This is a genomic window from Streptomyces ureilyticus (assembly GCF_011045025.1).
GTDB lineage: Bacteria > Actinomycetota > Actinomycetes > Streptomycetales > Streptomycetaceae > Streptomyces > Streptomyces ureilyticus.
In genome coordinates this window covers 1-23,689 of the sequence record NZ_JAAKZX010000073.1, presented here as the reverse complement: position 1 = coordinate 23,689, position 23,689 = coordinate 1, and the positions used below count along the sequence as shown (strand labels likewise).

24 protein-coding genes and 2 pseudogenes are annotated in these 23,689 nt (G+C 70.1%); 14 read left to right on the top strand and 12 right to left on the bottom strand.

Annotation, left to right across the window (positions count from 1 at the left end):
• Positions 1-395: 395 nt before the first annotated feature.
• Positions 396-908: a universal stress protein gene (locus G6048_RS22785; protein WP_165341440.1), complete on the top strand. Its 513-nt coding sequence runs from the start codon at positions 396-398 to the stop codon at positions 906-908.
• A gap of 83 nt (positions 909-991) precedes the next feature.
• A complete protein-coding gene (locus G6048_RS22780; protein ID WP_165341439.1) occupies positions 992-1,501 on the top strand; it encodes a flavodoxin domain-containing protein in 510 nt (169 codons plus the stop codon).
• Between the two features lie 314 nt (positions 1,502-1,815).
• On the opposite strand, the gene G6048_RS22775 is transcribed toward G6048_RS22780, so the two are convergent.
• Positions 1,816-3,252 carry an MBL fold metallo-hydrolase RNA specificity domain-containing protein gene (locus tag G6048_RS22775; RefSeq protein WP_165341438.1) on the bottom strand — a complete coding sequence of 479 codons (1,437 nt, stop codon included), beginning with the start codon at positions 3,250-3,252 and terminating at the stop codon, positions 1,816-1,818.
• Between the two features lie 374 nt (positions 3,253-3,626).
• On the opposite strand from G6048_RS22775, the pseudogene G6048_RS22770 reads away from it, so the two are divergent.
• Both G6048_RS22770 and G6048_RS22765 read left to right on the top strand, forming a co-directional pair.
• Positions 3,627-3,780, top strand: a pseudogene (locus G6048_RS22770) (sugar ABC transporter ATP-binding protein); the annotation flags it as partial.
• 148 nt (positions 3,781-3,928) lie between these two features.
• Positions 3,929-4,300 (top strand): hypothetical protein, encoded by a 372-nt coding sequence (locus G6048_RS22765; protein ID WP_235990205.1) that lies wholly within the window; start codon positions 3,929-3,931, stop codon positions 4,298-4,300.
• Between the two features lie 652 nt (positions 4,301-4,952).
• Here G6048_RS22765 and G6048_RS22760 read toward each other — a convergent pair.
• Positions 4,953-5,936 carry an Acg family FMN-binding oxidoreductase gene (locus G6048_RS22760; protein ID WP_165341437.1) on the bottom strand — a complete coding sequence of 328 codons (984 nt, stop codon included), beginning with the start codon at positions 5,934-5,936 and terminating at the stop codon, positions 4,953-4,955.
• Positions 5,937-6,188: 252 nt separating this feature from the next.
• Between G6048_RS22760 and G6048_RS22755 the strand changes: the two genes are divergently transcribed.
• Both G6048_RS22755 and G6048_RS22750 read left to right on the top strand, forming a co-directional pair.
• Positions 6,189-6,518, top strand: a complete 330-nt coding sequence (locus tag G6048_RS22755) for a hypothetical protein (protein WP_165341436.1) — start codon at positions 6,189-6,191, stop codon at positions 6,516-6,518.
• A gap of 496 nt (positions 6,519-7,014) precedes the next feature.
• Positions 7,015-8,925: a stealth family protein gene (locus G6048_RS22750; RefSeq protein ID WP_408056155.1), complete on the top strand. Its 1,911-nt coding sequence runs from the start codon at positions 7,015-7,017 to the stop codon at positions 8,923-8,925.
• Positions 8,926-9,594: 669 nt separating this feature from the next.
• Here G6048_RS22750 and G6048_RS22745 read toward each other — a convergent pair.
• Positions 9,595-11,358 carry a sensor histidine kinase gene (locus G6048_RS22745; RefSeq protein WP_165341435.1) on the bottom strand — a complete coding sequence of 588 codons (1,764 nt, stop codon included), beginning with the start codon at positions 11,356-11,358 and terminating at the stop codon, positions 9,595-9,597.
• A 443-nt stretch (positions 11,359-11,801) separates the two neighbouring features.
• Between G6048_RS22745 and G6048_RS22740 the strand changes: the two genes are divergently transcribed.
• Positions 11,802-12,389 carry a hypothetical protein gene (locus G6048_RS22740; RefSeq protein WP_206342010.1) on the top strand — a complete coding sequence of 196 codons (588 nt, stop codon included), beginning with the start codon at positions 11,802-11,804 and terminating at the stop codon, positions 12,387-12,389.
• Between the two features lie 193 nt (positions 12,390-12,582).
• Here the strand turns inward: G6048_RS22740 and G6048_RS22735 are convergent, their stop codons facing one another.
• Together G6048_RS22735 and G6048_RS22730 are read right to left on the bottom strand one after the other, a co-directional pair.
• Positions 12,583-12,957 carry a hypothetical protein gene (locus G6048_RS22735; RefSeq protein ID WP_165341434.1) on the bottom strand — a complete coding sequence of 125 codons (375 nt, stop codon included), beginning with the start codon at positions 12,955-12,957 and terminating at the stop codon, positions 12,583-12,585.
• Positions 12,958-12,984: 27 nt separating this feature from the next.
• Complete coding sequence (locus G6048_RS22730) at positions 12,985-13,497, bottom strand: hypothetical protein (RefSeq protein WP_165341433.1); 513 nt, start codon at positions 13,495-13,497, stop codon at positions 12,985-12,987.
• Positions 13,498-13,710: 213 nt separating this feature from the next.
• On the opposite strand from G6048_RS22730, the gene G6048_RS22725 reads away from it, so the two are divergent.
• The 5 genes from G6048_RS22725 (at position 13,711) to pspAB (ending at position 17,718) form a co-directional block, all read left to right on the top strand.
• Positions 13,711-14,703, top strand: coding sequence for an Acg family FMN-binding oxidoreductase (locus tag G6048_RS22725; protein ID WP_165341432.1), 993 nt, complete (start codon positions 13,711-13,713; stop codon positions 14,701-14,703).
• 396 nt (positions 14,704-15,099) lie between these two features.
• Positions 15,100-15,876: a PspA/IM30 family protein gene (locus tag G6048_RS22720; protein ID WP_165341431.1), complete on the top strand. Its 777-nt coding sequence runs from the start codon at positions 15,100-15,102 to the stop codon at positions 15,874-15,876.
• Complete coding sequence (gene pspAA, locus G6048_RS22715) at positions 15,873-16,151, top strand: PspA-associated protein PspAA (protein ID WP_165341430.1); 279 nt, start codon at positions 15,873-15,875, stop codon at positions 16,149-16,151. The genes G6048_RS22720 and pspAA overlap by 4 nt, the downstream gene beginning before the upstream one ends.
• A gap of 5 nt (positions 16,152-16,156) precedes the next feature.
• Positions 16,157-17,059, top strand: a complete 903-nt coding sequence (htpX, locus tag G6048_RS22710) for a zinc metalloprotease HtpX (protein WP_165341461.1) — start codon at positions 16,157-16,159, stop codon at positions 17,057-17,059.
• Between the two features lie 80 nt (positions 17,060-17,139).
• Entirely contained in the window at positions 17,140-17,718 is a 579-nt protein-coding gene (gene pspAB / locus G6048_RS22705; RefSeq protein ID WP_165341429.1) for a PspA-associated protein PspAB, read from the top strand.
• 77 nt (positions 17,719-17,795) lie between these two features.
• Here pspAB and G6048_RS51000 read toward each other — a convergent pair whose 3' ends face one another.
• Positions 17,796-17,921: a hypothetical protein gene (locus G6048_RS51000; RefSeq protein WP_268978972.1), complete on the bottom strand. Its 126-nt coding sequence runs from the start codon at positions 17,919-17,921 to the stop codon at positions 17,796-17,798.
• A 223-nt stretch (positions 17,922-18,144) separates the two neighbouring features.
• Here G6048_RS51000 and G6048_RS22700 point away from each other — a divergent pair, with 223 nt between their 5' ends.
• Positions 18,145-18,408 carry an SHOCT domain-containing protein gene (locus G6048_RS22700; protein WP_165341460.1) on the top strand — a complete coding sequence of 88 codons (264 nt, stop codon included), beginning with the start codon at positions 18,145-18,147 and terminating at the stop codon, positions 18,406-18,408.
• Positions 18,409-18,457: 49 nt separating this feature from the next.
• Positions 18,458-18,709 (top strand): DUF2933 domain-containing protein, encoded by a 252-nt coding sequence (locus tag G6048_RS22695; RefSeq protein WP_165337584.1) that lies wholly within the window; start codon positions 18,458-18,460, stop codon positions 18,707-18,709.
• A 407-nt stretch (positions 18,710-19,116) separates the two neighbouring features.
• Here the strand turns inward: G6048_RS22695 and G6048_RS22690 are convergent, their stop codons facing one another.
• The 6 genes and pseudogenes from G6048_RS22690 to G6048_RS22675 form a co-directional block, all read right to left on the bottom strand.
• A complete protein-coding gene (locus G6048_RS22690; RefSeq protein ID WP_165341428.1) occupies positions 19,117-19,773 on the bottom strand; it encodes a potassium channel family protein in 657 nt (218 codons plus the stop codon).
• Complete coding sequence (locus tag G6048_RS51465; RefSeq protein WP_165341427.1) at positions 19,770-20,429, bottom strand: potassium channel family protein; 660 nt, start codon at positions 20,427-20,429, stop codon at positions 19,770-19,772. Before G6048_RS51465 ends, G6048_RS22690 begins: the two co-directional genes overlap by 4 nt.
• 132 nt (positions 20,430-20,561) lie before the next feature.
• Positions 20,562-20,873: pseudogene (locus G6048_RS51460) on the bottom strand (cation transporting ATPase C-terminal domain-containing protein); the annotation flags it as partial.
• On the bottom strand, positions 20,873-21,673 hold the full coding sequence (locus G6048_RS49740; RefSeq protein ID WP_328826695.1) for an HAD-IC family P-type ATPase: 801 nt from the start codon (positions 21,671-21,673) through the stop codon (positions 20,873-20,875). The pseudogene G6048_RS51460 and the gene G6048_RS49740, both read right to left, overlap by 1 nt.
• Positions 21,674-21,735: 62 nt before the next feature.
• A complete protein-coding gene (locus G6048_RS49735; protein WP_235990204.1) occupies positions 21,736-23,277 on the bottom strand; it encodes a cation-translocating P-type ATPase in 1,542 nt (513 codons plus the stop codon).
• A gap of 25 nt (positions 23,278-23,302) precedes the next feature.
• Positions 23,303-23,689: molybdopterin oxidoreductase family protein (locus G6048_RS22675; RefSeq protein WP_328826692.1), on the bottom strand; the 387-nt coding region annotated here is incomplete at its 5' end.

The following is a 23,689-nucleotide window of genomic DNA, read 5'->3' as shown; positions in this document are numbered from 1 at the left end:
CGTCTCCTCGCCGCGGCCTCTCATCGGTCCTGTCGGCCTCACCCAGCCCTCGAAGGCGGGCCGAACGTCCCCCTGCGCGCGCCCGTGCGGCCCATACCCCAGAAACGAGCGGTGTCAGAAACGAGCTCCGTCACGACGACGGCGGCGTGGGCCGGGCCGTGATCACACGACCGAAGGATCACGCGATCCGCCGTCCTTCCCCAGGCCGTCACCTCCGTTCGAGCGCGGGAGACTCCATCCCGCCCGGCGCCGCTTTACCGAGCCGCCCGCGACCACGGCCGACAAGGGACCGTTCGGCACGTGGACGGGGCCCCATGACCCACGCCTGGCCCACCCGGTTCGGGTCACCGTTGACGTTGAGACGTTGAGACAAGAGTCCATCGACGGAGGCTGCCATGACCGAACCCGCCCACGGCAACAGCATCGTGGTAGGCGTCGACGGGTCCGAAGCGTCCATGGCCGCGCTGCGCTGGGCCTCAGGGCAGGCCGGTGCTCTGGGCGCCGACGTCGTCGCCGTACACGCCTGGGAACCGGCGGGGCGCAGCATGGCCCCCTACGCAGCCGTTTCAGCGCGTCCGACCCTCGCCGACGAGCGGGTCCAGGCCGCGGAACTGCTCGCCGCGACGGTGCGGGAGGTCTTCGGCCCACAGGTCGACGGTGCCGTACGAGCCGTCCTGGTGGAGGGCCCGCCCGCGCGGGTACTGGTGCAGCAGGCGCGCGGCGCCCTGTTGCTCGCCCTCGGGCGCAGGGCACACGGACAGTACGGGCAGCCCCCCATCGGTGCGGTCGGCCGTGCCTGCCTGCGGAACGCGGCGGTCCCCGTGGTGGCGGTGCCCGCCACGGAGCGGGCCGCGACGCCGCTCGCGGCCGTCGCGGCACCCCCTCTCGCCCGAAGCGGCGCCGCGTAGCGGGCGGTGAAATGGGTCGTGCCTCGGACAGCGCGGACTCCGCCCCGAAGCTCGGCGAAGTCGAGGAACGTCGAGGTGACGTCATGGACATCCTGGTGGGCTACGCGACCGCGCACGGCTCGACGCGCGAGATTGCCGAACGACTGGCCACCAAGTTGAGCGAGACAGGACTCAAAGCCGAGGCGCGGTCCATGGAAACGGTGGACGACGCCGATGCGTACAGCGCGTTCGTCCTGGGCAGCGCCGTCCACGGACAGGCCTGGCTGGATCCGGCCAAGGACTTCGTACGTGGGAATCTCGACGTACTGGGCTCCCGCCCGGTATGGATCTTCAGTGTCGGCATGCCAGGCGCGCTGCGCGGACCCTGGCGGCGCATGGCGGACAAGGAGATCCCGGTGATCGTCGAGAGTCTGCCCGGTGACCTGTCGTACCGGGACCATCGGCTGTTCTCCGGTGTCGTCGCACCGATCCAGCTACCCGTCACCGGGCGCATCCTGTTCCGCCTGTTGGGCGGCCGGTTCGGCGATTACCGCGACTGGGACGCCATCGACGCCTGGGCCTCCGGGATCGCCGACCAGCTGGCTCGCGGATGAGAGGCAGGACCGAGACGAACGGCAGGACGGAGACAGACGGATAGCGCCGCGTCAGGGCCCTACGCCTGCTCGTCGTCGTCCGTGCGCAGCATCTCGGCGTCCTCTATCAGGCGGCGGAGATCCACCACGAACCGTCCTGGCTCCCTCGGATCGGCGTCGTTTCTTCTCACTTCCAGCCAACTCCGGTACAGATTCCGGCACATGGGCCAACCGGCCCGGTCCGTGACCGTTGCTTCATCGCCGTGCGGCGGAACACGTTCGGGGCTCTCCACACCGACCAGGCGACTCGCCGAGGAGCCGGCGAGCGCGCCCTGTCATCGGACGAGCACGCGCTCCCCGGAGCGCGGTACGACGGCGGCCCAGCCCAGGGCCCGGTCGATACGGTCACGCAGCGCGCCGGCCGCGTCGGGCTCGCCGTGTACCAGGTAGGTGGTGTGCGGGGCGGGGGCACCGCGCAGCCAGTCGATGATCTGGGTGGCGTCGGCGTGGGCCGAGAAGTGCGGTACGTCGGCGACCTGCGCACGCACCGGGACGTACTCACCGAACATCTTGAGCGCCTTGGCCCCGTCGACCAGGTCCCGGGCACGCGTTCCCTGCGCGGCGAAGCCCACCACGACGACGGCGTTGCGCGGGTCGGGCAGCAGACGGCGGAGGTGGTGCAGGACGCGGCCCCCGGTGGCCATGCCCGACGCCGAGACGATGATGGCAGGTCCGCCCGCGCGGCTGATGTCGACGGACTCCTGGATCGACCGCACGGCGAGGAACGGCTCGGGACTCAGCACGGCCGTGCCCGCCGCCGTCACCTCCGGGCGCAGCTCGGGGTCCCGGGTGAGGATGGCGTCCCGGTAGACGTCGAGCGCGGCGAGGGCCATCGGGCTGTCGACGTACACGGGAACGGTTGCCGGGATGCGGCCCGCGCGGCGGAGTTCGGCGAGTTCGTGCAGGACGACCTCGGTGCGGTCGAGGGCGAAGGCCGGGATGACGACGGTTCCGCCGCGCGCGAGGGTACGGGTCAGCACGTCGGCGAAGTGTGTCCGCCCCGCCTCATCTTCGTGGCGACGGTTGCCGTACGTCGACTCCATGAGCAGCACGTCCGCCCCGGAGAACGGCTCCGGAGGGCGCAGCAGCGGATGGCCGGGGCGGCCCAGGTCACCGCTGACGGCCAGCGTGTGTCCGTCCTCGAAGGTCAGCCGGGCCCAGGCCGATCCGAGGATGTGGCCGGCGGGATGCAGCGTGAGCCTGGTTCCGGCGGCGATGTCGGTTGGTGTGCAGGTCGGTATCGGGTCGACGAGTTTGAGGGCGCGGTCAACGTCTGAGTCGTCGTACAGCGGCTGTGCGGGCCGGTGTTTGGACCAACCGTGCTCGTTGGCGTGCCGGGCGGTCTCTGTCTGCAGCTTGGCGCTGTCCCGCAGCACGATCTCCATGAGGCGGGCGCTGGACTCCGTCGTCACGATCCGTCCCCGGAAGCCGTGACGGACGAGTCGGGGCAGATATCCGCAGTGGTCGAGGTGGGCGTGGGTGACGACCACCGCCCCGATGTCCGCGGCGTCGCAGGGCAATGCGCGCCAGTTTCGCTTGCGCAGGTCGGCGAGGCCTTGGAAGAGCCCGCAGTCGACGAGTACGCGGGCGTGGTCGCTCTCGACGAGGAACTTGCTGCCGGTGACCGTTCCTACGCCGCCCAGGAACGTGAGCAGTGCGGGCCGGGGGTGCGTTTCCGGCCGAACCGTCGGGCTAGGTACCACAGCGGTCATGACGTCGGTCTCCTCGAAGTTGGGGCCGAACGGCCTTGGTGGTTCCCCAGCTTGCGAGGACATGGGTGCCGTGCCATGGGCCGATGGGTCCACGGGCCGGGTCTGGGTGGCCTTTCCTGCTCGGACGGGTATCTCTGGCGGGTTCCCGGCCGTGCCGAAGGGGTCCACAGCGGTCGTGCTTCGTGCCGCACGCCGACAGGGCCGACCGGCCCACGGGCGGGGACGTCGAGGACCTGCCGCGCCGGCAGGCGCCGTTCGAACCTGAGGGTGTAACGCACAGTCAGGTACAGGAAGCCCTCGCTCCGTGTCGGATTCTCCGATGCACTGCTGAGAGGCCGTCAGGGAGGGGAAGAATCATGGCGTCCGTCACCTTCCGTGAACAGCAGGTGTTCCTCGGACGAGCCGCTGTCCAACCTCGACGCGAAGCTGCGGGTCCAGACCCGCGCACAGATCGCCTCGCTGCAACGGCGCCTCGGCACTACCACGGTCTACGTCACCCACGACCAGGTCGAGGCTCTGACCATGGGGACTGGCTTTATCGGTGAGTCCTGGCACCGGTTGTCGATCGGCGGCGACACCGCCCGCAGTTGGCGGAGAGTGATATCGCTGAGTTCTGACACCACTTGGGTGTTTGCGGTGGGAGGGTGGGAGTGCTCTGCATGGTGAGGGGGCGCCGGTGCCACCGAAGACCAAGGTCGCTCTGTACGCGGCGATCCGCCGTGATGTCCGGGCGGGGATGTCGAACTGGGCATTGCAGCGCAAGTACGGGGTGGGCTTCCGGACGGTAAAGGCGGCCATGGAGTCCGTCTGGCCGGAGCCGCGCAAACAGCTGCCACCCCGCAAGACGCGGCTGGACGTGTTCAAGCCGGTGATCGACCAGATACTGCGGGCGGATCTGGACGCGCCGCGCAAGCAGCGGCACACCGTCAAGCGGATCTTCGACCGGCTGCTGGACGAGCACGGTGCGGTGGAGGTGACCTATCCGATGGGGCCACGTCCACGCTCTCAGCGTGCTGGGCGGCGTCCCTTGCGGCAAGGTGCGCTATGACAACCTGCGGGCCGCGGTCGCCCGGGTGCTGGGCTTGTCGAGAGCAAGGGTGGAGAACGAACGGTGGACCGCGTTCCGTTCGCACTACAGAATCGAAAGCATGTACTCCCGCCCGGGACTCGAAGGAGCCCGTGGCCGAGTCGCCTTCCGAAGCGGTCCCGGGAACCCGGGATCACCCAGGAAACCCAAGCCGATTAGAGATGCTTGCCCGGCTGTTCCAAGTGCGGCTGGTCCTACCCCGAGGAGCTTGGCACCGGCCCCGTACGTGGGAGTCCGGTGCATACAGAACTGCTGCCCCGCTCGGCGGCCCGAGTGGGAGGACGTCGCCGGTTGCTGCCGGTCACCGGCTGGCGCGGATCATCACGGTGAGGACCGGCGAGGCCGGTGACGGCGGTTTGTTCCGATGTCCTCGGGCTCCCACGACCAATAGAGGGCGTGGGCCTTTCCGTCCCCGGCGGCCCGGTTGCGAATCGTTGCGCGGCTCGGCCGGGGTCCTGTTCGGCGTGGATGGTCAAGTCCCACAGCGCATGAGTCGTGTCGCCGTGGTGCTGCGCCTCGTCGTAGTAATGGATCCACGCCGGATTTTCGGCCGGGTTCGAGCGAACGAACGTGTTGTCGGCGGCGCCGACCCTCGCCTACGGCGACGTCGACCTCAGGCGAGCAGGTCACGCGCGGCGCGGCGGGGGGTGGCGGGGCCTTCCGGGCCGTAGCCGAGGCGGATCAGCATCTGAGCGTGGCCCGTGTGTTCGGGTGCGGGGTTCAGGGAGCGGCGCAGGTCGGGCCACTCCATCGGCTGGTGCAGGAGGGATGCCCGCAGCCCGTGGACCGTGGCGACCAGGAGGGCGTGTTCCAGTGCCTCGCCGGCGCGCAGCCAGTCCGTGCGGCGATCGTGTTCCGTCGTCAGCAGGGCGATGACGGGGGCCGTCTCGAACGGTTGGGCGCGGAGTCGCTCAGGGTGCCGCTGGGCGGTGAAGTCGCGCAGGGGGACGTGCTCGTGGGCGTCCTGCGGGCCGAGAGCCGTCTGGGGGAGTCCGAGGTCTCTGGGCTCGTCCGGGTCCCGGTGGACCCAGCGGCGGCTCTCCGCCCCGCGGTCGGGGTCGTTCCTGTTGCGCTGCTCGGCTTCGGCGGTCAGGCGGAGCAGTCGCGCTGTCTCGGAGGGCGCGGGGAAGGTGAGTGCCGCACCTTCCATGCGTGCGGCCTCGGTCAGCTCGGCGCGTACATGTGTGGGCAATGGCCTGTCGGAGAACGGGAACCGGCTGCTGTGCCGCCGCCAGATGGCCGGGTACAGGTCGGCGCGGCGACCCGTGGGGCGTTGGGCCGCGGGAGCAGTCGGCCGAACGGTGGCGAGCAGGCTCGGGTCCTCGGGGTCCGGCAGCAGGCGTGTGACCGGCGTCCAGCCGAGGTGAGCAACTGTGACACGCAGGTTGAAGACGGCGGCCCCCACGGAGAGGTGCAGGGCGCGGCCCGCGGGGTCCGTGTGGCGCAGGCCTCGTTCCGGAGCGGCGCGTACCTCGATAGCGACCGTCTCGGGTTCCAGGCGATAGCGCCACGGCTGCGTGTTGAAGATCGAGGGCGCGGCGACGGCAGCCGCGAGGTACTTCTCCACGGTCTCGGCGTCGAAGTGCGTGAAGTGCATGACGCCCTCCTCACGATCCTGCGTCGTGTTGTTGTCCTCCGAGTGTGGGAGTCCGGCCAGGACACCGTGAGGGGCCGACGGTCCCTTCCCGGGGTCCGGTCGGACCACACCCGGCATGGGGCTTCCGCGGCTCCAGGGCCGAACGGCCCATAGCCGCACGGGAGTCGGGTCCGTTCGGCCTCGCCATGCCGCCTGATCGGCCCCTGCCGGGCTCACGTCCCGGTGTCACGGTGCGGCGTGGCCGTCGCGGCGGTGACCGCGCACACTGCCGACAACGTCTTCGCTCGGCAGCAGGCTGAGAAGCACTCCATCCGGGCCGTACTCGTCGACTACGTGCCTCTGACCGTGTGGCGTGCGGTGACGAGCGACCAGGTCCGGGCAAAGGTCCGCTGGACAGCGGCGGACGGCTCCACGCGCACGGGTACGACCCTGGTGGATGCCGGACACAGGGCCGGATCCGACGTCGTGGTCTGGGCCGACGGCCAGGGCGGCCTCACCCCCCCCCGGCCGGCGAGCTCCGGCGAGACCGCCGCTCGCGTGGTACTCATTGGCACCGGGCCGCGCTCGCCTTCGGCGGTCTGACGTTCGGCGCGGGAGCCGTCGCACGGTGGCGGCTCGACCGGCGCCGTATCGAGCGGTGGGGGCGTGAGTGGGACCTGGTGGGACGTCGGTGGGGGCACAGGACGGGACGTTGCCCCCTCCTGGCGCGTGCGGTCTGAGAGACCCGACGGTGGATCCCGAGGACGGCGACCCCATCCCCGACGGCCCGAATAGACCAAGTGGCTGTCCCCTCCCTCATGCAGTGCCCGTCGTACACCGCAGGGAGGTTTCACAGCCGAGTGAGGGCGATGGACCGGGGCACGCGGCCGGTGAGGGCGATGGACCGGTCACGCGCCGGTGAGGGCGATTGCAGTGAGTACGGCGTCGATGCCGCACACGTCGTGGACGGTGCGGCCCGGCGAGCCCAGCGGTTGCGGCCCGTTCGGCCCCGGATCGGACCCGAAAGGCCCAGGCCCGTCGCGTGCGTTGGGAGGGAGAGTGATCGGGCAGCGACCTGACGCGTGAGGAGGGCCGCGACGTGAGCGCCTCGGTATCCCGAGAAGACACTTCCAGCCGACCGCACCCGCCGCGGGTGTCCGCGGTCCGCCGTGATCCCGAGGGCTCGTGGCTGACGCGCCTGTACCGGCGCACGGTGCCCGCACGCCTCAGACGGGCCGTCGTGGCCCGTACGACTCCGCGGGCACGCGCCCGCGTCAAGCAGCACTTCGCACGGCTGCCGTCCGCGCGCCTGATGATGGGCCGGGTGCGCGCGGCCTGGCTGGTGCGCCGCCATTCCGGCCTGCTCGCAGAGCCGGACCGGGAGGTGCAGCTGGTGCGCGGCGCGCCCAAGATGGTCCTCGTACACCCTGGCATCTCGCCGATGGCGGCACGCAGCGCCAACGCGGCAGCGGTCCGCGCGGCCTTCGACGAGGCGGGACTCGACTACTTCTGCGTCCGCGGGCTCAGCAACACCGCCGCGGTCGTCGCCCTCGCCGCCCAGGACCGGGCCGCGGCTCACCGCGCTCTGGAGCGGGCCTGCCGTAACCGGCCCGGTTACGTCTGTGCCGTCGACGGCCACTGGCGCGAGCGGCGCACGACCCGGCCGGGGTTTTGCCGCGGCACCTGGCGGCGGCTCGCACGGGCGGACGTACTCCGGGTGACCTGGTACTACGGCGATCCGCGCGGGCAGTTGACGCTCGGCCCCAAGTACGGCTGCGACGTCGAGTTCTGGACGGCGGACGAGGAGACGGGGGATTTGCTGCTGGCGCCACGCCCGAACCGGATGGCCGAGCAGGTACCGCGCGCCGACGCCCCGGTGTCGGCCTCCGACTCCCTGTTCACCGCGTTGGCCCCCGCCGGCCGCCCGCTGCCCCAGGTGCGCACCCGCAAGGAGTTCGACCGGCCGGGCTGCGAGGACGTCCGGTTTCCCGTGGACGTCGTGTACACCTGGGTCGACGGACGCGACCCGGAGTGGCTGCGGCGCCGTGCGGCCTGCGCGGGGCAGACATACCACGAGGAGGCGGCGAACGCGGCGCGGTACCTCAGCCGCGACGAACTGCGCTACTCACTTCGCTCACTGAGCCAGTACGCCCCTTGGGTGCGCAGGATCTACCTGGTCACCGACGAGCAGGTGCCGCCCTGGCTGGACACCGGCGTGTCCGGCCTGCACGTCATCAGCCACAAGGAGATCTTCAGCGACCCGAGCCTGCTCCCGACGTTCAACTCCCACGCCATCGAGAGCCAGCTACACCACATTGACGGCCTGTCCGAACACTTCCTGTACTTCAACGACGACGTCTTTCTGGGCCGGCCCGTCGTCCCCCAGGACTTCTTCTTCCCCAACGGGCTGACCAAGTTCTTCCCGTCAAAGGTGCTCATCCCGCCGGGTGAACCGACCGCGGAGGACGTGCCGATCGCGGCCGCGGGCAAGAACAACCGCGCCCTCATCAAGGCTGCCTTCGGCACGGTCATCAGCCACAAGATGAAGCACACGCCGCATGCGCTGAGGCGCAGTGTTCTGGACGAGATGGAGGCGAGGTTTCCGGCACAGCACCACGCCACTGCCAGTCATCGCTTCCGCAGCCTCGACGACCTGTCCTTCGTCTCGTCGCTGCACCACTACTACGCCTTCCACACCGCCCGCGCCGTTCCCGCTCACATGCGCTACGCCTACCTCGACCTGTCCCACCCCGCACTCTCCACCCGCCTCGCGGCCTTGCTGGCCCGCCGGGACAGGCAGGTGTTCTGCCTGAACGACACGGTCTCCGCCGAGCAGGAGCTCGACACCCAGCAAGCCCTGCTGACCGCGTTCCTGGAGGCGTACTTCCCCGTCCCCAGTCCCTACGAGCTCGACCGGTCCGCCGAATGCGGCAATGACCGGCCGGCGGACAGGCCATTACAGAGGTGTCCGAGCAGGCGCATATGTGTTTCCCCGGCGGATGTCCCCTGACCATGGGCATCCTCGACTCGCCGCCGCCGCCGCCAGGCACCGGTATGCGGGCGCAATCAATCATGCTCACGGTGGTCTCGACGCGGCGGCGCGGTCGGCGTTGAAGGGGCTCACGATCTGGTCGCCCGTGCACTGGTGGGTGTGCGGTAGGGCTGCGGGCTGATGGCGCGGCTGCGGCACGGTGACCGTCCGGCCCGCGCCCGCCTCGAGGCTCAGCTGATAGCGGCCCGTGCAGGCGGACTCGCATACCCCTGCAGGGGGAGAATCCGCAGAGGCAAGTCGTGCGTGGTGGTTCGGGCGGGGGGACGTGCCCGCATGGGTACGAATCCCGCGGGCACGCGGCCGACGACCCACGTACGGCCGCTGCCTTGGAGAGGCCGTCCCCCTGGCGCGGTCGCCGTTCCGGCAGGGGACGGGGGAACCCCTCGCGGATGCCGAATTCGACGCCGCGCCTGATTCAAGGATTACTCGGTGGTAGCGGACACCAGAGAGGCGTCCGGCCCCACTTGGGGGACAGTGGGGGCCTTGCGCTCCGTGTTCCGCGGTGTCTGCGCGAGCGGGCCGAGGAAGGCGAGGCCGGCCGCGTGTCACGGTCGGAACGGCGCCCCGAGCTCCCGGCCACGCGCCAGGCACCCGGCGGCAGGTGACCAGGGAGAGGCACAGGGCTCCTTACCCCTCGCCCACCGGCACCCGCCACACCAGCCGTGCGCCGCCGCGGGGAGGGCTGGCCACCTCCAGCGTGCCGCCCAACTGCTCAGCCCGGTCGACCATGTTGCGCAGGCCGCTGCGGCGACCCCCGGACGGGATACCGACGCCGTTGTCGGAGACGGTGAGGCGCAGCTCGTCGCCGTCGGTCTCCACTACGATCTCGGCCCGCTCGGAGTGTGCGTGCCGGGCGATGTTGGTCAGGGCCTCGGTGAGGACGGCCATCACGTGGTCGGCGGTCTCCCTGGGGACCTGCGTGTCCAGCAACCCTTCCATGCGCAGGCTGGGCGCGAAACCCAGCACTGGGGCGGCCTCTCCGGCCGCGCGGACGATCCGGGCTCGCAGGCCCTGTCCCACGGCGTCCTCACGCGAGCGCAGCCCGAAGATCGTCGACCTGATGATCTTGATGGTCTCGTCCAGGTCGTCCACGGCCTGGAGCACCCGCTCCGAGGCTTGCGGGTGCTCGATGAAGCGCCCCGCGCTCTGCAGCGTCATGCCGGTGGCGAACAGCCGCTGGATCGCCAGGTCGTGGAGGTCGCGGGCGATCCGGTCACGGTCCTGCAGGAGCGCGATCTTTTCGGCGTCCTTGCGGTGTTCCGCCAGTTCCATCGCGACCGCGGCTTGGGCGGCGAAGCCCTCCAGCGGTTCGGTCTCCTTCTCGGTGAACACCGTCCGATCCGCCGCGCGGACCAACAGGACCACGCCTCGTACGCCGTCTACGCTGCTGATGGGCACGGCCACGGCCGGGCCGAGGCCGGTGAAGGGCGGCGGACCCGACGAGACCAGCCCTCCGCCTCCGGCCGGGGGCGCCCCGCTCTCGCTGCGCTCGTCGTGGGAGACGTCCGGGCTGATGACCGGGGCGGCGTCGGAGAAGGCCCGGCCGATCAGGCTGTCGTCGACGGGCAGGACCAGCCCGCGGTGCCCCTCGGCTCCCTGTCCGATGGCCAGCTCCACCGTGAGCGAGTCGGTGCCCTCCATCGGCACGGCGACCACCGCGAGGGCGGCGCCCGTGATCTCCCTGGCCCGTTCGGCGATCAGCCCGAGCACCTCGCTGCGTTCGCTGCCGGACATCAGGCTGTGGGTGATCTCCGCGCTCGCCTGAAGCCAGCGCTCACGCAGCCGGGACTCCTCGTAGAGTCGGGCGTTGTCGATCGCCACGCCAGCCGCCACGGCCAGAGTCGACAGCACCGACTCGTCGTCTTCATCGAACTGCGCCCCACCCCGTTTCTCGGTCAGATACAGATGGCCGAAGACCTGATCCCGCACCCGGATCGGGACGCCGAGAAAGGTGTTCATCGGCGGGTGGCGGGGCGGGAAGCCGTACGAGGAAGAATGCTCGGAAATCTTTGGCAACCGCAGCGGCTCAGGGTGCCGGATCAGTTCCCCGAGGATGCCATGGCCCTCGGGGAAGGGACCGATCCGGGCGATCTGCTCCTCCTTGACCCCGACCGTGAGGAATTCCGACAGCCGCTTGCCGTCCGGTCCGATCACGCCCAGGGCGGCGTACTCCGCGTCCACCAGCACGGCCGCTGCCTGCACGATGCTGCGCAGCGCCTGCTCGAGATCCAGCTCGCGGCCGACCGAGAGCACTGCCTCCAGCAGGCTGTGTACGTGATCACGGGTACCGCGGGCCGCGTCCAGGCGCGCCTGAAGCTCCTCCAGCAACTCGTCCAGCCTCAGCTGGGGCAGCCGTACGCGGGCCTCCCCGCTTCCTATGGGGCTTCCCACCGGCGATCCTCCAGGTCTCCTCGGCGTACCCACCGCCGACCGATCCGGACACGTGCCACCGTATCGGTCCACGTCACGTGGCGGTACGGGATCAGGGCAGCGGCTTGGGGGGCACGACGGCGGTCGGCTTCGTGGGAAGCGGGCGAAGCGGGCGGCGACGCTTTGGTGAGGTCCAGGAGCCGGTTGATGAGGCGTCACTCGTATCGGCGACAGCGTCGCGGGAGACGATCGGGGCGTCGGGCACCCGAGGAATTGCCGTGGTGCGGGGCCGCCGGTCCCTGATGGGGCCGGGCTCTGGCGCTGGCGGTTGCGAGTCCTGTGGTGGCACTGAAATGGAGCTGCGACGCTGAAGACATGAGCGAGCACCGGCCCAGGGCCCGGCGACGTCTCTTCGGCGTGGCGGCCGCTGCGCCGGCGCTGTATGGCGTCTTCTGCGGCCGCGGGTGCTGACCTGGGGCACCGAGCGCGACGAAGCTGAACGCGGCTTCCCCGGCGATGACCTCATCCCCGAGGCCCACGGCTCCTCGACCATGGCCACGACCCTGCCGGCGCCGCCCGAAGAAGTCTGGCCCTGGCTGCAGCAGATGGGCTGCAACCGCGGCGGCTGGTACAGCTGGGACCGCCTGGACAACGGCGGACGCCCGAGCGCGCAACGCATCGTCCCCGAGTGGCAGCGCCTGGAGCAGGGCCAGCACCTGGACTCCCTGCCGAGCGGCGACGCCTGGTTCACCGTCGCGGCCCTGGAACCGGAGCGGACACTGGTGCTGCGCTCACAGGTCCAGCTCCCGTCGGGGCGCCCCTTCGACGAGCGGTACGGCCGGCTGCCCACGGCGTACATCGACTCGATCTGGGGCTTCCACCTCCAGCCGGAGTCCGGCGGAAGAACCCGGCTCATCGTCCGCGCGCGGGCCCACAGCCGCCCGCGGCTCCTCACCCGGCCCATGGACGTGCTGTTCTGGGAACCCGCGCATCTGATCATGCAGACCCGCCAGTTCCACAATCTGCGCACGCGCGTCAGTGCGGAGGCATGAATCCGGGGAGGACGCCGAGGCACTGCACCCGCGGACCGACCTCGTGCGGATCCTCGTGGAACAGGCGATACGCTCGCCCGTCCGTTGGTGGGGACGCGGCCGACGCCGTTGCCCGGCAGGGCGTGAGCAGGCTGGCTGGTTTGGCGAAAACCCGGTGACGCGTCCGGTGGTGCCAGCTGTGCGAGTGCAGGTCCTAGGCGAAAAGCTGGAAGAACGGGGGGAAGGTTCCGAGGATCCCCAGGGCGATAAGTACGAGGCTGATGACGAGGGCACGCACGGTCTCGAACGGCTTGTTGTGCAGTACGGCGTACAGGACACCCCAAGCCAGCAGCCATACGATCACGGCCAGGACGGTCTTGCCGGACAGAGGACCGACCGAGTCGCTCCACTGCAGGCCGTCCTGCACCGCCGTGCTGGCCTCGGTGAGTGTGGTGAGCAGGCCCAGTGCGGTGGCTCCGACACCTGCGGCGATGATCGCTGCCGAGATCGGTCCCTCCACCTTGTCGCTCAGGGGAAAGTCCTCTTCCCTCCCGCTCGGGGTGGGTGTTGCGCCGTTCTTGGGTTCCATGTCCGTGGCCTCCGTTTCAGAGCCTGGTCATTGGACGGATTCCACCTTGGTGATGAAGGCGCCGAATGCCCCGGCCACCGCCGCGAAGGCGAAGGCGAGGACGAACAGGGTGATGGTGGTGTGGCGGACACGGTTGTGCCGGATCAGGCCGGGGCCGTAGTACCAGACGATGAAGACGACGGCCGTCGCCAGGATCGGGCTGAGCCAGGCGATGTGCTCCTTCCACTCCATGCCGAACTCGTGCCAGTCCGCCGTGTCCGGGTCGGCGAGCAGCTGTGACCTGGGACTGTCCGGGGTTTTCTCCCGGTACCACGGGTAGACGACCCAGGTGCCGGTGATCACGGTCGCCCATGCCGCCACCGCCATGGCGGTGACCCCGATCCGTACTCGCCGCATCCGCTCCACCACTCCCTCGCGCGTCATCAGGGCGGGCTTGAGGCTGTACAGCTCGGCAAGCCCACCGGCGAAGGCGAGTAGGAAGGCGGCGCCGAGGATCATGCCGTGGACGAGGGTCCACCACTCGCGCTCGGTGAAGTTCACGGCCCATCTCCTGTTCAGCCCTCGGAGGCGACGCTGCCGCCGTGCCCCTCTCCGTTTCGGCGCTGATCGAAAAGTAGCAATTTGTTCAAGAGAGATCGGTGATGACGTTATCGCCATGGTTCGGCACTGCTGTGCGGGCGCGCCGCGACTACCGTGAGGAGAGACGGGCCACAGTTGCGCCAGGCCAGCCGGTTCCCGGAGGGAGGCTCCTCGGTGTCAGCAAGACCGCTCGACGCGAAGACCGTGGCCGCTCTCGTCAGCGACGCCACAGCCGCACCGTCCATGCACAACGCGCAGCCATGGAAATTCCGCTACTTCCGTGCCGCCGGCACCTTCCATGTCCGGATGGACATCGAGCGGACCATGCCGCATTCCGATCCCACCACTCGCGCCCTCCACATCGGATGCGGCGCGGCCGTGATCAACCTGCGCGTCGCCGCCGCTCACGCGGGCTGGGAGCCGGCCACCCGGCTGCTGCCCGACCCGGCGGACTCGGAGCTGCTCGCGACGGTGGAGCTGGCCGGTCCGGTACGTCCGGAGACCGACCTCGCCCCGCTGTACCCGGCCCTCCGCCGCCGGCACACCAGCCGTTATCCGTACTCGGACGAGGACATACCCCAAGCCATACAGGACGCCCTCTGTGGCGCTGCCCTGCGGGAGGGAGCGCGGTTGCTCTTTCCTGACGCCTGGCATGCGGAGTCGGTGCTGGACCTGGTCCACGATGCCGAGGGACGCGACTCGTTGGACCCGGGCCAGATCCAGGACATCGTCCGCTGGACCCGTATCGGCGCCGACATCGCCGCCACGTCCGTGGACGGAATCCCCGACTACGCTTTCGGCCCGCGCAAACAGGACGGAAAAGCCCCTGTGCGCGACTTCGCGGGCCGACGCGTTGTCCCCGGCCGCGAGGTGGCCATGTTCGAGAAGAAACCTCATCTAGCCCTGCTGGGCACCACCGGCGACCGGCCGGAGGACTGGCTGACGGCGGGACAGGCAATGGAGCGTGTCCTGCTCGAAGCAACCCTTGACGGGCTGGCGACCTCGCTCACGTCCCACGCCCTCGAGTGGCCGGAACTGCGCTGGGCCGTACGCCACCCGCAGTCGGCGATGGGGTACGTGCAGATGGTGCTGCGCCTGGGATATGGCAAGCAGGGCCCGGTGACCCCACGTCGCCCGGTGGAAGACCTACTCGACATCGAGCCATAGGGGGCGGTTTCGGAAGCTTCCCCAGCCTGTACCGGATCCATCGCGTAGGCCGCATCGCTCACGCCCCCATCGCATGCGCCCACAGCTTGGGAGTTGCGCCTACAGCTTGGAAGTGGGGCCGCCGGTCGCCCACACCAGATTCTCGACACCAGCGGCACCTGTGTGCAACCGATGGTGTGCCGTGCGGGGTGAAGTGCGCTGTGGACGATGCAACGCGAGGCGGAGAGCAGCGGCCGAAGGCCCCCCTCGCAGCAGGCGCCCTGTACCCGCCGTGGGGTTTGGGCCTGAGCCGGCCGAGGTTGCGGCCCGGACCACGCCGCCGGAGCCTGGAGATGTCCCGCAGACGAAGCATGGCCTGGCTGATTCCTCACCCCTGTCGAGAGGAGGCAGGCCGCTATGACCAGCATCGCCCACCGCATGGCGACCCTGTTCAGGACCAAGGCGAACAAGGCCCTGGACCGGGCGGAAGACCCGCGCGAGGTCCTGGACTACTCCTATACCCAGCAGCAGGAAATGCTGCAGAAGGTACGACGTGGTGTGGCGGACGTGGCCACCAGCCGCAAGCGCGTCGACCTGCAGATCAACCAGTTGCGCCAGTCCAGCGGCAAGCTGGAGGGACAGGCCCAGCAGGCGCTCGCCGCCGGACGCGAGGACCTCGCCCGCGAAGCCCTGAGCCGACGCACCGCCGTGGCCTCCCAGCTCACGGACCTCCAGACCCAGCAGGCATCGCTGCAGGCCGAGGAGGAGAAACTCACCCTCGCCTCACAGCGCCTGCAAGCCAAGGTGGACACCTTCCGCACCAGCAAGGAAACCATCAAGGCCCGCTACACCGCGGCCGAGGCCCAGACCCGCATCACTGAGGCCGTCACCGGCATCGGCGAGGAAATGGGCGATGTCGGCATGGCCATGCAGCGCGCCGAGGACAAGACCGAGCAGTTGCAGGCCCGTGCTGGTGCGTTGGACGAACTGCTCGCCTCCGGCGCACTGGAGGACGCCACCCTCCCCGCCGGCCGCGACGACATCCAGGCCGAACTCGAGCGCGTCACTGCGGGCCAGGACGTGGACAAGGAACTGGCGCGAATGAAAGCCCAGCTCCCGGCGTCCGCCAGCCCGCCGGCCGTCGAAGGCAGGAGCGCCGAGCAGGGCCCGCCGGACCAGGAGGCGACATCATGATCATGCGGATTCTCGGCGAGGGCCAGTACGAGATCACCGACGATCACCTCGGCCGGCTCAACGAGCTGGATGCCGCCCTGCAGTCGGCAGCCGACGCCGACGACGAGACGGCGTTCACAACCGCCCTCTCGGCCCTGCTGGACGCGGTACGCAGCTATGGCACGCCCGTGCCGGACGCGACGATCACGCCGTCCGACCTGGTCCTGCCCGACGAGGACACCAGCCTCACCGAGGTGCGGGAACTGCTCTCCGACGAGGGCCTCATCCCGGGGTGATGGCGATGCACAGCCGCTTCGAGCCCGACCGGCAGCTCACCACCCGGATGCTGGTCACGATGTTCCTGCTCGGACTGCTGTACGTGGCGTTCATCGCAGCGCTGATCGTGCTGCTCAAGTCCGTCGTCCTGGTCGTCGTCATCGCCGCCGGGCTACTGGCCGCGCAGTACTGGTACTCCGACCGGATCGCCCTGTACGCCATGCACGGCAGCCTCGTCACCCGGGAGGAAGCACCCCAGCTGCACGGCGTCATCGACCGGCTGTGCGCCGCCGCGGACATGCCGAAGCCACGGGTGGCCGTCTCCCGGATGGACCTGCCCAACGCGTTCGCCACCGGCCGCAACGCCGACCACGCCGTCGTCTGCGTGACCACCGGGCTGCAGCACCGCCTGGAACCTGCCGAGCTCGAAGGCGTCCTCGCCCACGAGCTGTCCCATGTCGCGCACCGCGACGTCGCGGTGATCACCATCGCCTCGTTCCTGGGCGTGATCGCGGGCCTCATCGTCCGTTTCGCCTTCTACTCCCAGCTGTTCGGGGGACGCAGTCGCGATCAGAACACCGCAGCGGTGCTCGCTCTGGTCATGGGGGTCTCCGCCCTGGTCTACGCGATCAGCTTCCTGCTGATCCGGGCGCTGTCCCGCTATCGCGAACTGGCCGCCGACCGCGCCGGAGCCATGCTCACCGCGCGGCCCTCCGCGCTGGCCTCGGCATTGACCAAGGCCACCGGCGACATCGCCCGTATCCCGACCCGGGACCTGCGCACCACCCAGGCGTTCAACGCGTTCTTCTTCACGCCCGCCCTCGGGCCCGGCACCACGGTGGCCCGTCTGTTCTCCACGCACCCCAGTCTGGAGCGGCGTCTGGAGGCGCTCACGGAGATCTCCGCAGAGTTGGGTGAGACGTCATGACCGCCACCGCTGCCGTACCGGCCACACCCGACCGGCATGCGGTCTCTGAACCGGGAACGTGAGGAAGGAGCTGAACCGCTGTGAGTTTCCTCGATGCCCTGTTGGGGCGGAGCAGGCCGGTCAAGCCCGACCTCGACCAGCTCTTCGGCCTGCCCTCCGCGGCGATCACTCTCCAGGCGGCCATCGGTTTCGCCCCGACCGGAGCGGGCTCGGTCTGCTTCGCCAGCATCGAAGGGGGCGCATTCGCCCAAGTCCAGCAGGACGTGCGGGCTCTGCTGGACGCCGACCCCGAACGCAGCGGCACACCCGTGGAGTTCAGCCGCGACGACTACGGCCACTCATGGCTGCTCTCCCGCCGTGGTCCCGACGACCTGCCCGCACTCGTCAACGACCTGCACGCGGTCAACACCGCCCTGCAGGACAGTGGCTTCGGTCCCCAACTTCTCTGCTCCCTCGTCGCCTTCCACGACGCCGAGCTCCGCCCTCTGGCGCTGGTCTACCTCTACAAACGCGGCACGTTCTATCCCTTCGCGCCCCAGCCCGGCGAGAAGCGCGACAACCCGCTCGAACTCCAGGTCAAGACCATCGTCAAGGATGACCTGCGCATCGAGCAAGACCTGACTCGCTGGTTCCCCCTCTGGGGTGCCCCCGGCCTGTGACTCTCACGCCCCGAGATCCAGTCCACCGCAGGCTCCTGCTGGGCCGAGCCGGGGAAGCTCAACCGCCTGGTGGCGACCTACGTCGTGACCACCCGATGCACTCCGCCTTCCACCCGGGCGGCACCCGCACGGCGAGGGCCGAAGACCAACCAGCCAAGCGCGGCGATCAGTCCTGCGGCGGCCAGGACAACGATGACATCCATGGCACCCATGGCAGCGCGCCCCCTTCCAGCTCGCTCCTTCAAGGCTCCGCCCGGCTACCCCTACCTGGCAGGGGCTGAACGGCCCACCCGGTCGGGACCATCCGGCCCCAGTGCGCCGCTCCCCGGGAGAGGCACGATGTGTATGAGGACACAGGCTCCTTCAGGGCGCCGGACCTCCGGTCCCGCACCCGATCGCCGAACGATCCGAAGCAGGTGAATGGCGATGTTCTGGTACGGCCACGACGTCAGCGGATGGGGCTGGTTCGCGATGTCCGCCAGCATGATCCTGTTCTGGGCGCTGATCATCACTGCGGCTGTCCTGCTGTTCCGCGCCCTCAACCGCCCACACGAGCACACCCACACCCCCGCCGCGCCGCAGACACCCGAGCAGGTCCTTCGGGAGCGGTTCGCCCGCGGGGAGATCGAGGAAGAGGAGTACCAGGGCCGCCTGAACGCCCTGCACGCCGGCCCTCTCACCAAACCCTGAAAGCCGGCCGCACCGGCTGCGGCCTCTGCTCACCTGAAGGAGGCTCGCGATGAACCAGCGCAACTACGGCATGTACGCGCTCGCCGCCGCGATCGTCGTCGTCGGAGCCCTGATGGTCGGCGCCTCGCTGGAGAGCCTCGTCTGGCTCGCCCTCGTGGCCGCCTGCCCGCTGATGATGTTCTTCATGATGCGCGGCATGCACGGCCAGGACACGCACGGCGGTCACAGCCGCGACGACCGGGACGACGACCCGCTGCACAAGCACGACCAGCACCAGCACCCCGGATCCGGCCGGCGCTGACCGGCCGGATACCGGCATCCACGGCCACGGCGAGGAGAACGCCATGAGCGCCGCCGTAGCCATCGGGATCGGCGTACTGACCCTGGCCGCCAGCACGGCCGGATCGACACGGCGACCTACCAGCGCCGGATGAACACTCTGGCCCGCGGCCGACGGCGGCCGACCGCCGATCGAGCTCCCATGAGACCAGCGGCAGGCCGATCCCTCCAGCCGGGTTGCGCAGGAGGCTTCGCATCTCTGCGGCCAGGCAAGCTGCCGACCGATGCCCGCTGAACGACACGCTGGACCCGAAGATGCCGCGCGGCGCCCGCGTACGGACGCCGTGGGTTCCGGGAGTGGGCCCTTTCGTCCAGGTGGTCTGCGCGTCTCCCTGACCACGTGGCCACACTCGGCTGAGAGGACGACCGTCACTGGAATGCGGTGTGGATCTCCTGTTCGGTGGCGGCGTGGGAGACGACGAGGAGTTCGTCACCGGGCTGGAGCCGCATCTCCGGGGCGGGGACAGTGGGTTGGCCGCCGCGGATGACGGTCGCGATGACGGTGCCTGTGGGAAGGGGGATCTCGGCGAGCGTGGACCCCGCGGCGCGGGACTGCGGCGTGATGGCGGTTTCGATGACGTCGACGCCCGCCTTGCTCAGGCGCAGCAGGGCGACGGTGTCGGTGGCGCCGGTGGCTTCCTCGATGAGGGAGATAAGGGGGGTGGCGGCGGGGACCGCGGTGTCGACTCCCCAGTTCTGGTCGAAGAGCCAGGTGTTCTCCGCGTCGTTGACGCGTGCCGCGACGCGGGCGACGGTGAACTGCCGCTTGGCGAGGAGGCTGATGACGAGGTTGTCCTCGTCGTTTCCGGTGGCGGCGATGACCAGGTCTGCGGTGAGTGCGCCGGCGTGCTCGAGGAAGGTGGGTTCGCCGGTGTCGCCGGCCAGGAGGCGTACGGGGAGATGGCCTTCGAGTTCGGCGATGCGGTCCTCGTCGACATCGACGAGGGTCACGTCGTTGCGGGCGGCAGCGAGCACCCGGGCGATCTGGGTGCCCAGGCGTCCCGCGCCGGCGATGAGAGCCTTCATGTCCCCAGCTCCTTGTCCAGGAAGCCGCGCAGTCTGCCGAGCGCGGTGGCGGCTACGGCGAAGGTGACCAGGTCGCCGGGCTCGGCCGGGGTGCTGTGCGCGGGTACGAGCGAGCGGCCCGCGCGGGTGATCTCCACGACGCGGATCTCACCGTCGACGTCGAATTCGGTCAGGCGCCGCCCGGTGAGGTAGTCGGGCAGCAGCGAGCGGAGCAGCAGGGTCTCCCCGTTGCCGAAGGTGAGTTCGGGTGTGAGGTGGCGGTGCAGCAGCATCTGGTGGATCTGGTGCACGGTCCAGCGGACGCTGGCGATGGTGGGGATGCCGAGCTCGCGGCAGATGTCGGCGCGACGGGGATCGTAGATGCGGGCGAGGACGATCGGAACCTGGTAGGTCTCCTTGGCCGTCCGCACACTGACGATGTTGCTGTTGTCGCCCGAGGTGACGGCGACGAACGCGTCCGCGTGCTCGATCCCGGCGGCCTCGAGCACCGCGCGGCTGTATCCGTTGCCCTCGTGGAACCGACCTGGGAAACCGGCCGGGAGCAGCCTGCGGGCCCGGCCCGATCGGTCGATGAGCCGTACGTCGTGGCCCTCGGCGACGAGCTGGACCGCGAGCGTGGACCCCACCCGGCCGCAGCCCGCGATGATCACTCTCATCGTGTTTCTCCCTTCGGAGTCGTCGTCGGGCGGCGGCGCAGCCACCACTTGCGGGTTTCCTCCGCGGCCAGCAGGCAGTGCGCCGAAGGCGGCGAGAACCGCCCAGTCGGTGGCGGCCAGCGGAGCGGTGTTGAAGAGAGCCTGGAGCGGGGGAAGGTAGCTGATCGCCGCCATCAGGGTGATGCCGAAGCATCCGGCGGCCAGCAGCCACGGATTGGACAGCAGCCCGATCCGGAACACGCTCTGCCGGTCGGTGCGCACGGCGAGCGCGTTGAAGAACTGGCTGACCACGATCCCTGCCTGGACCAGGGTGATCGCTTCCCGGTAGACGGTGTCGTCCTCGGTGAAGTCCGAGTAAGGGATTCCGGAGGCATGGATGTGCCAGAAGAACACGGCGGTCACGCCGAGGGCCTGGATGCCGCCCAGGAAGAGGATGCGTCCCATCACGGCGGACGAGAAGAGCCGTTCGCGCCGGGAACGTGGGGGGGGCGGTCCATGACGTCGGGTTCCGGCGGCTCGGCGCCGAGCGCGAGGGCGGGCAGGACGTCGGAGCCGAGGTCGATGGCGAGGATCTGCACGGCGCTGATCGGAACCAGCGGGAACCCGGCGAAGGTCGCGGCCAGGATCGGGACGAGCTCGGCGATGTTGTGGCTGAAGAGGTAGACCAGGAATTTGCGGATGTTCTGGTAGACCGACCGGCCCAGCCTGACCGCCGCGGCGATGGAGGCGAACGAGTCGTCCAGCAGCACCATCACCGCGGCCTCCCGGGCAACGTCGGTGCCGGAGGCGCCCATCGCGACGCCGATGTCGGCGTGCTTGAGGGCGGGTGCGTCGTTGGCGCCGTCGCCGGTGACCGCGACGACCTCGCTGCGTCGCTGCAGCGCGGTGACCACCCGCATCTTGTGCTCCGGGCTGACCCGGCACAACAGCAGTTCGCCCGGTGCGGCCAGCAAGGCGTCCAGGCCGTCGTCGTCCAGGGTGTCGAGCCGTGCCCCGGTCACCACGGTCGGCGCGGGCCTGGAGACGATGCCGACTCGGCGGGCGACGGCCTCAGCGGTCAGCGGGTGGTCCCCGGTGACCATGACGATCTGGATGCGGGCCCGTCGGCAGGCAGTGACCGCGTCGCTGACCTCGGGCCGTGGCGGGTCGAGCATGCCGACGAGCCCCAGGAGCGTCAACTCCGACTCCACCTTGTCCTGGGCAGGGCGGGAGTCCGATACGGGCCGCCATGCCGCCGCCAGCACGCGTAGCCCCTGAGAAGCCAGTTCGTCGTTGGCGGCGGTGACAGCGGCACGCAGCTTCTCGGTCAGCGGCAGCCGCTCTTTCCTCTCCAGTCGATGCTGGTGCAGCGGGCGAGCAATTCCTGCGGCGCACCTTTGACGTACGCGTGGTGACCGTCGGCGGTGCCGCCGTGCACGGTGCTCATCAGCTTGCGGACCGAGTCGAAGGGGTACTCCGCCACGCGCGGGGTCGCCGCTTCCTCGGCGGCACGGTCGAGTCCGGCCTTCGCCGCGGCCACGAGCAGCGCGCCTTCAGTGGTGTCGCCGAGCACCCGCCGGCCCTGGCGATCCGACTGGGGGTACCTCCGAGCGTTAGCTGGGGGAGGGACCAGTCGGGCGTTGGAGCACAGTGCCGCCGCCCTCAGCAGCTCCCGCACCGGCTGCGGGTCGGCCACGTAGCCCTCAGGTGCGTATCCCACCCCGGACACGGCGTGCGGCACACCGCCGGCCCATACCTGCACGACGGTCATCTCGGCCTGGGTGAGTGTCCCCGTTTTGTCCGTGCACACGACGGTGGTGGACCCCAGTGCCTCCACGGCGAGCAGCTGTTTGACCAGGGCGTGCCGACGGGCCATGCGCCGTACGCCGATCGCCAGCGACACCGACAGGGTCGCGGGCAGGCCCTCGGGGACGAGCGCGACCATGACCCCGAGCGCGAACACGAAGGTCTCGACGAACGGCTGCCCGGTGGGCACGCGCACTGCGAACAGGGCAGCCCCGATCGCCAGGGCGGTCCCCGCCACCCTTCGGGCCATCAACGCCACCTGACGCTGCAGTGGAGTCCTCTGCCGAGGCGCCGCGGCTGCGAGCCGGAAGATCCCTCCGAACTCGGTCGCCGCGCCGGTGGCGAACACCACCGCTTTCGCGGAGCCCGCCACGACATCGGTGCCCATGAACACGCAGTTGCGGGCCTGCAGCACCGGTCCGGCCGCCACCGGGTCGGCCGTGCGGCCCACGGCGTCGCTCTCCCCGGTCAGCGCCGCGTTGTTCACGGAGACCTCGTGTGCCTCCACGAGGCGGCAGTCCGCCGGTACCGCGTCCCCGGCCTCCAGGACGACGACGTCTCCGGGCACCAGGTCCCGCGCGGGCAACTCCCGTCGCTCCCCGTCGCGGAGCACCCGGCAGGTGTGCGGCACCATGGCCTGCAGCGACTCGGCCGTTCGCTCGGCGGAATACCCCTGCGCGAAGCCGATGGCCGCGTTCAGCACCACCACACCGAGGATCGCCACGGCCAGTTGCAGGGTTCCCACGTCCCGGGGCTCCTGCAGCTCGTAGGCCAGGAACGTGATCGCCGACGCGACGAGCAGTACGACGGCGAAGAGGTCGGTGAATTGACCGACCAGGTCTCGCCACAGCCCCCTTCGCCCGGCGGGCGGGAGTTCGTTGGGGCCGTACCGGTCGCGCCGCGCTGCCGCATCCGCCGACGCCAGTCCCCGCGGCGAGGTGCCCAGCGCGGCGAAGACATCCGTGGTCGCGAACGTCTGCACCGCGGGGCCGTGGGTCCCGCTCAGGGCTTCCGGCCTGTGGCCCCCGTCTCCGGGCGTCAGTACGGGAGTTCCGGTACCCATCGCCGAGTGCCTTGGACCGTCGCCGTCACGGTGCGGCCACGCGGACCGCCGTGACCTTGTACTCGGGGCAGGACGTGACGGTGTCCGCGTGGTCGGAGGTGAGGCGGTTCACGCCGCTCGCGGGAAAGTGGAAGGAACAGAAGACCTGGCCAGGGGCTGTCTGTTCACTGACGCGGGCAATGAGACGGGCCTGGCCGTGCCGGCTCTCCACAGTGACGTGCCCGCCGTCCCGCAGCTCGTACCGCGCGGCGTCGTCGGGGTGGAGGTCGAGGAAGTCGACCGGATCGAGGGCGAGGTTGCCGCCGCGCCGGGTCATGCTGCCGGAGTTGTAGTGCGCCCAGCGCCGCCCGGTGACCAGGACCAGCGGATAGCCGTCGTCGGGCTGCTCGCCGGGCGGGAGGTAGGGGGCGGC

Bases quoted from the DNA above. Each gene is read 5' to 3' on its own strand.
- G6048_RS22775 (WP_165341438.1), bottom strand. From the start codon at position 3,252: ATGACCGCTGTGGTACCTAGCCCGACGGTTCGGCCGGAAACGCACCCC.
- G6048_RS22785 (WP_165341440.1), top strand. From the start codon at position 396: ATGACCGAACCCGCCCACGGCAACAGCATCGTGGTAGGCGTCGACGGG.
- htpX (WP_165341461.1), top strand. From the start codon at position 16,157: ATGCACAGCCGCTTCGAGCCCGACCGGCAGCTCACCACCCGGATGCTG.
- G6048_RS22695 (WP_165337584.1), top strand. From the start codon at position 18,458: ATGAACCAGCGCAACTACGGCATGTACGCGCTCGCCGCCGCGATCGTC.
- G6048_RS22735 (WP_165341434.1), bottom strand. From the start codon at position 12,957: ATGGAACCCAAGAACGGCGCAACACCCACCCCGAGCGGGAGGGAAGAG.
- G6048_RS51000 (WP_268978972.1), bottom strand. From the start codon at position 17,921: ATGGATGTCATCGTTGTCCTGGCCGCCGCAGGACTGATCGCCGCGCTT.
- G6048_RS22720 (WP_165341431.1), top strand. From the start codon at position 15,100: ATGACCAGCATCGCCCACCGCATGGCGACCCTGTTCAGGACCAAGGCG.
- G6048_RS49735 (WP_235990204.1), bottom strand. From the start codon at position 23,277: ATGGGTACCGGAACTCCCGTACTGACGCCCGGAGACGGGGGCCACAGG.
- G6048_RS22760 (WP_165341437.1), bottom strand. From the start codon at position 5,936: ATGCACTTCACGCACTTCGACGCCGAGACCGTGGAGAAGTACCTCGCG.
- G6048_RS22690 (WP_165341428.1), bottom strand. From the start codon at position 19,773: ATGAAGGCTCTCATCGCCGGCGCGGGACGCCTGGGCACCCAGATCGCC.
- G6048_RS22700 (WP_165341460.1), top strand. From the start codon at position 18,145: ATGTTCTGGTACGGCCACGACGTCAGCGGATGGGGCTGGTTCGCGATG.
- G6048_RS22780 (WP_165341439.1), top strand. From the start codon at position 992: ATGGACATCCTGGTGGGCTACGCGACCGCGCACGGCTCGACGCGCGAG.
- pspAA (WP_165341430.1), top strand. From the start codon at position 15,873: ATGATCATGCGGATTCTCGGCGAGGGCCAGTACGAGATCACCGACGAT.
- G6048_RS51465 (WP_165341427.1), bottom strand. From the start codon at position 20,429: ATGAGAGTGATCATCGCGGGCTGCGGCCGGGTGGGGTCCACGCTCGCG.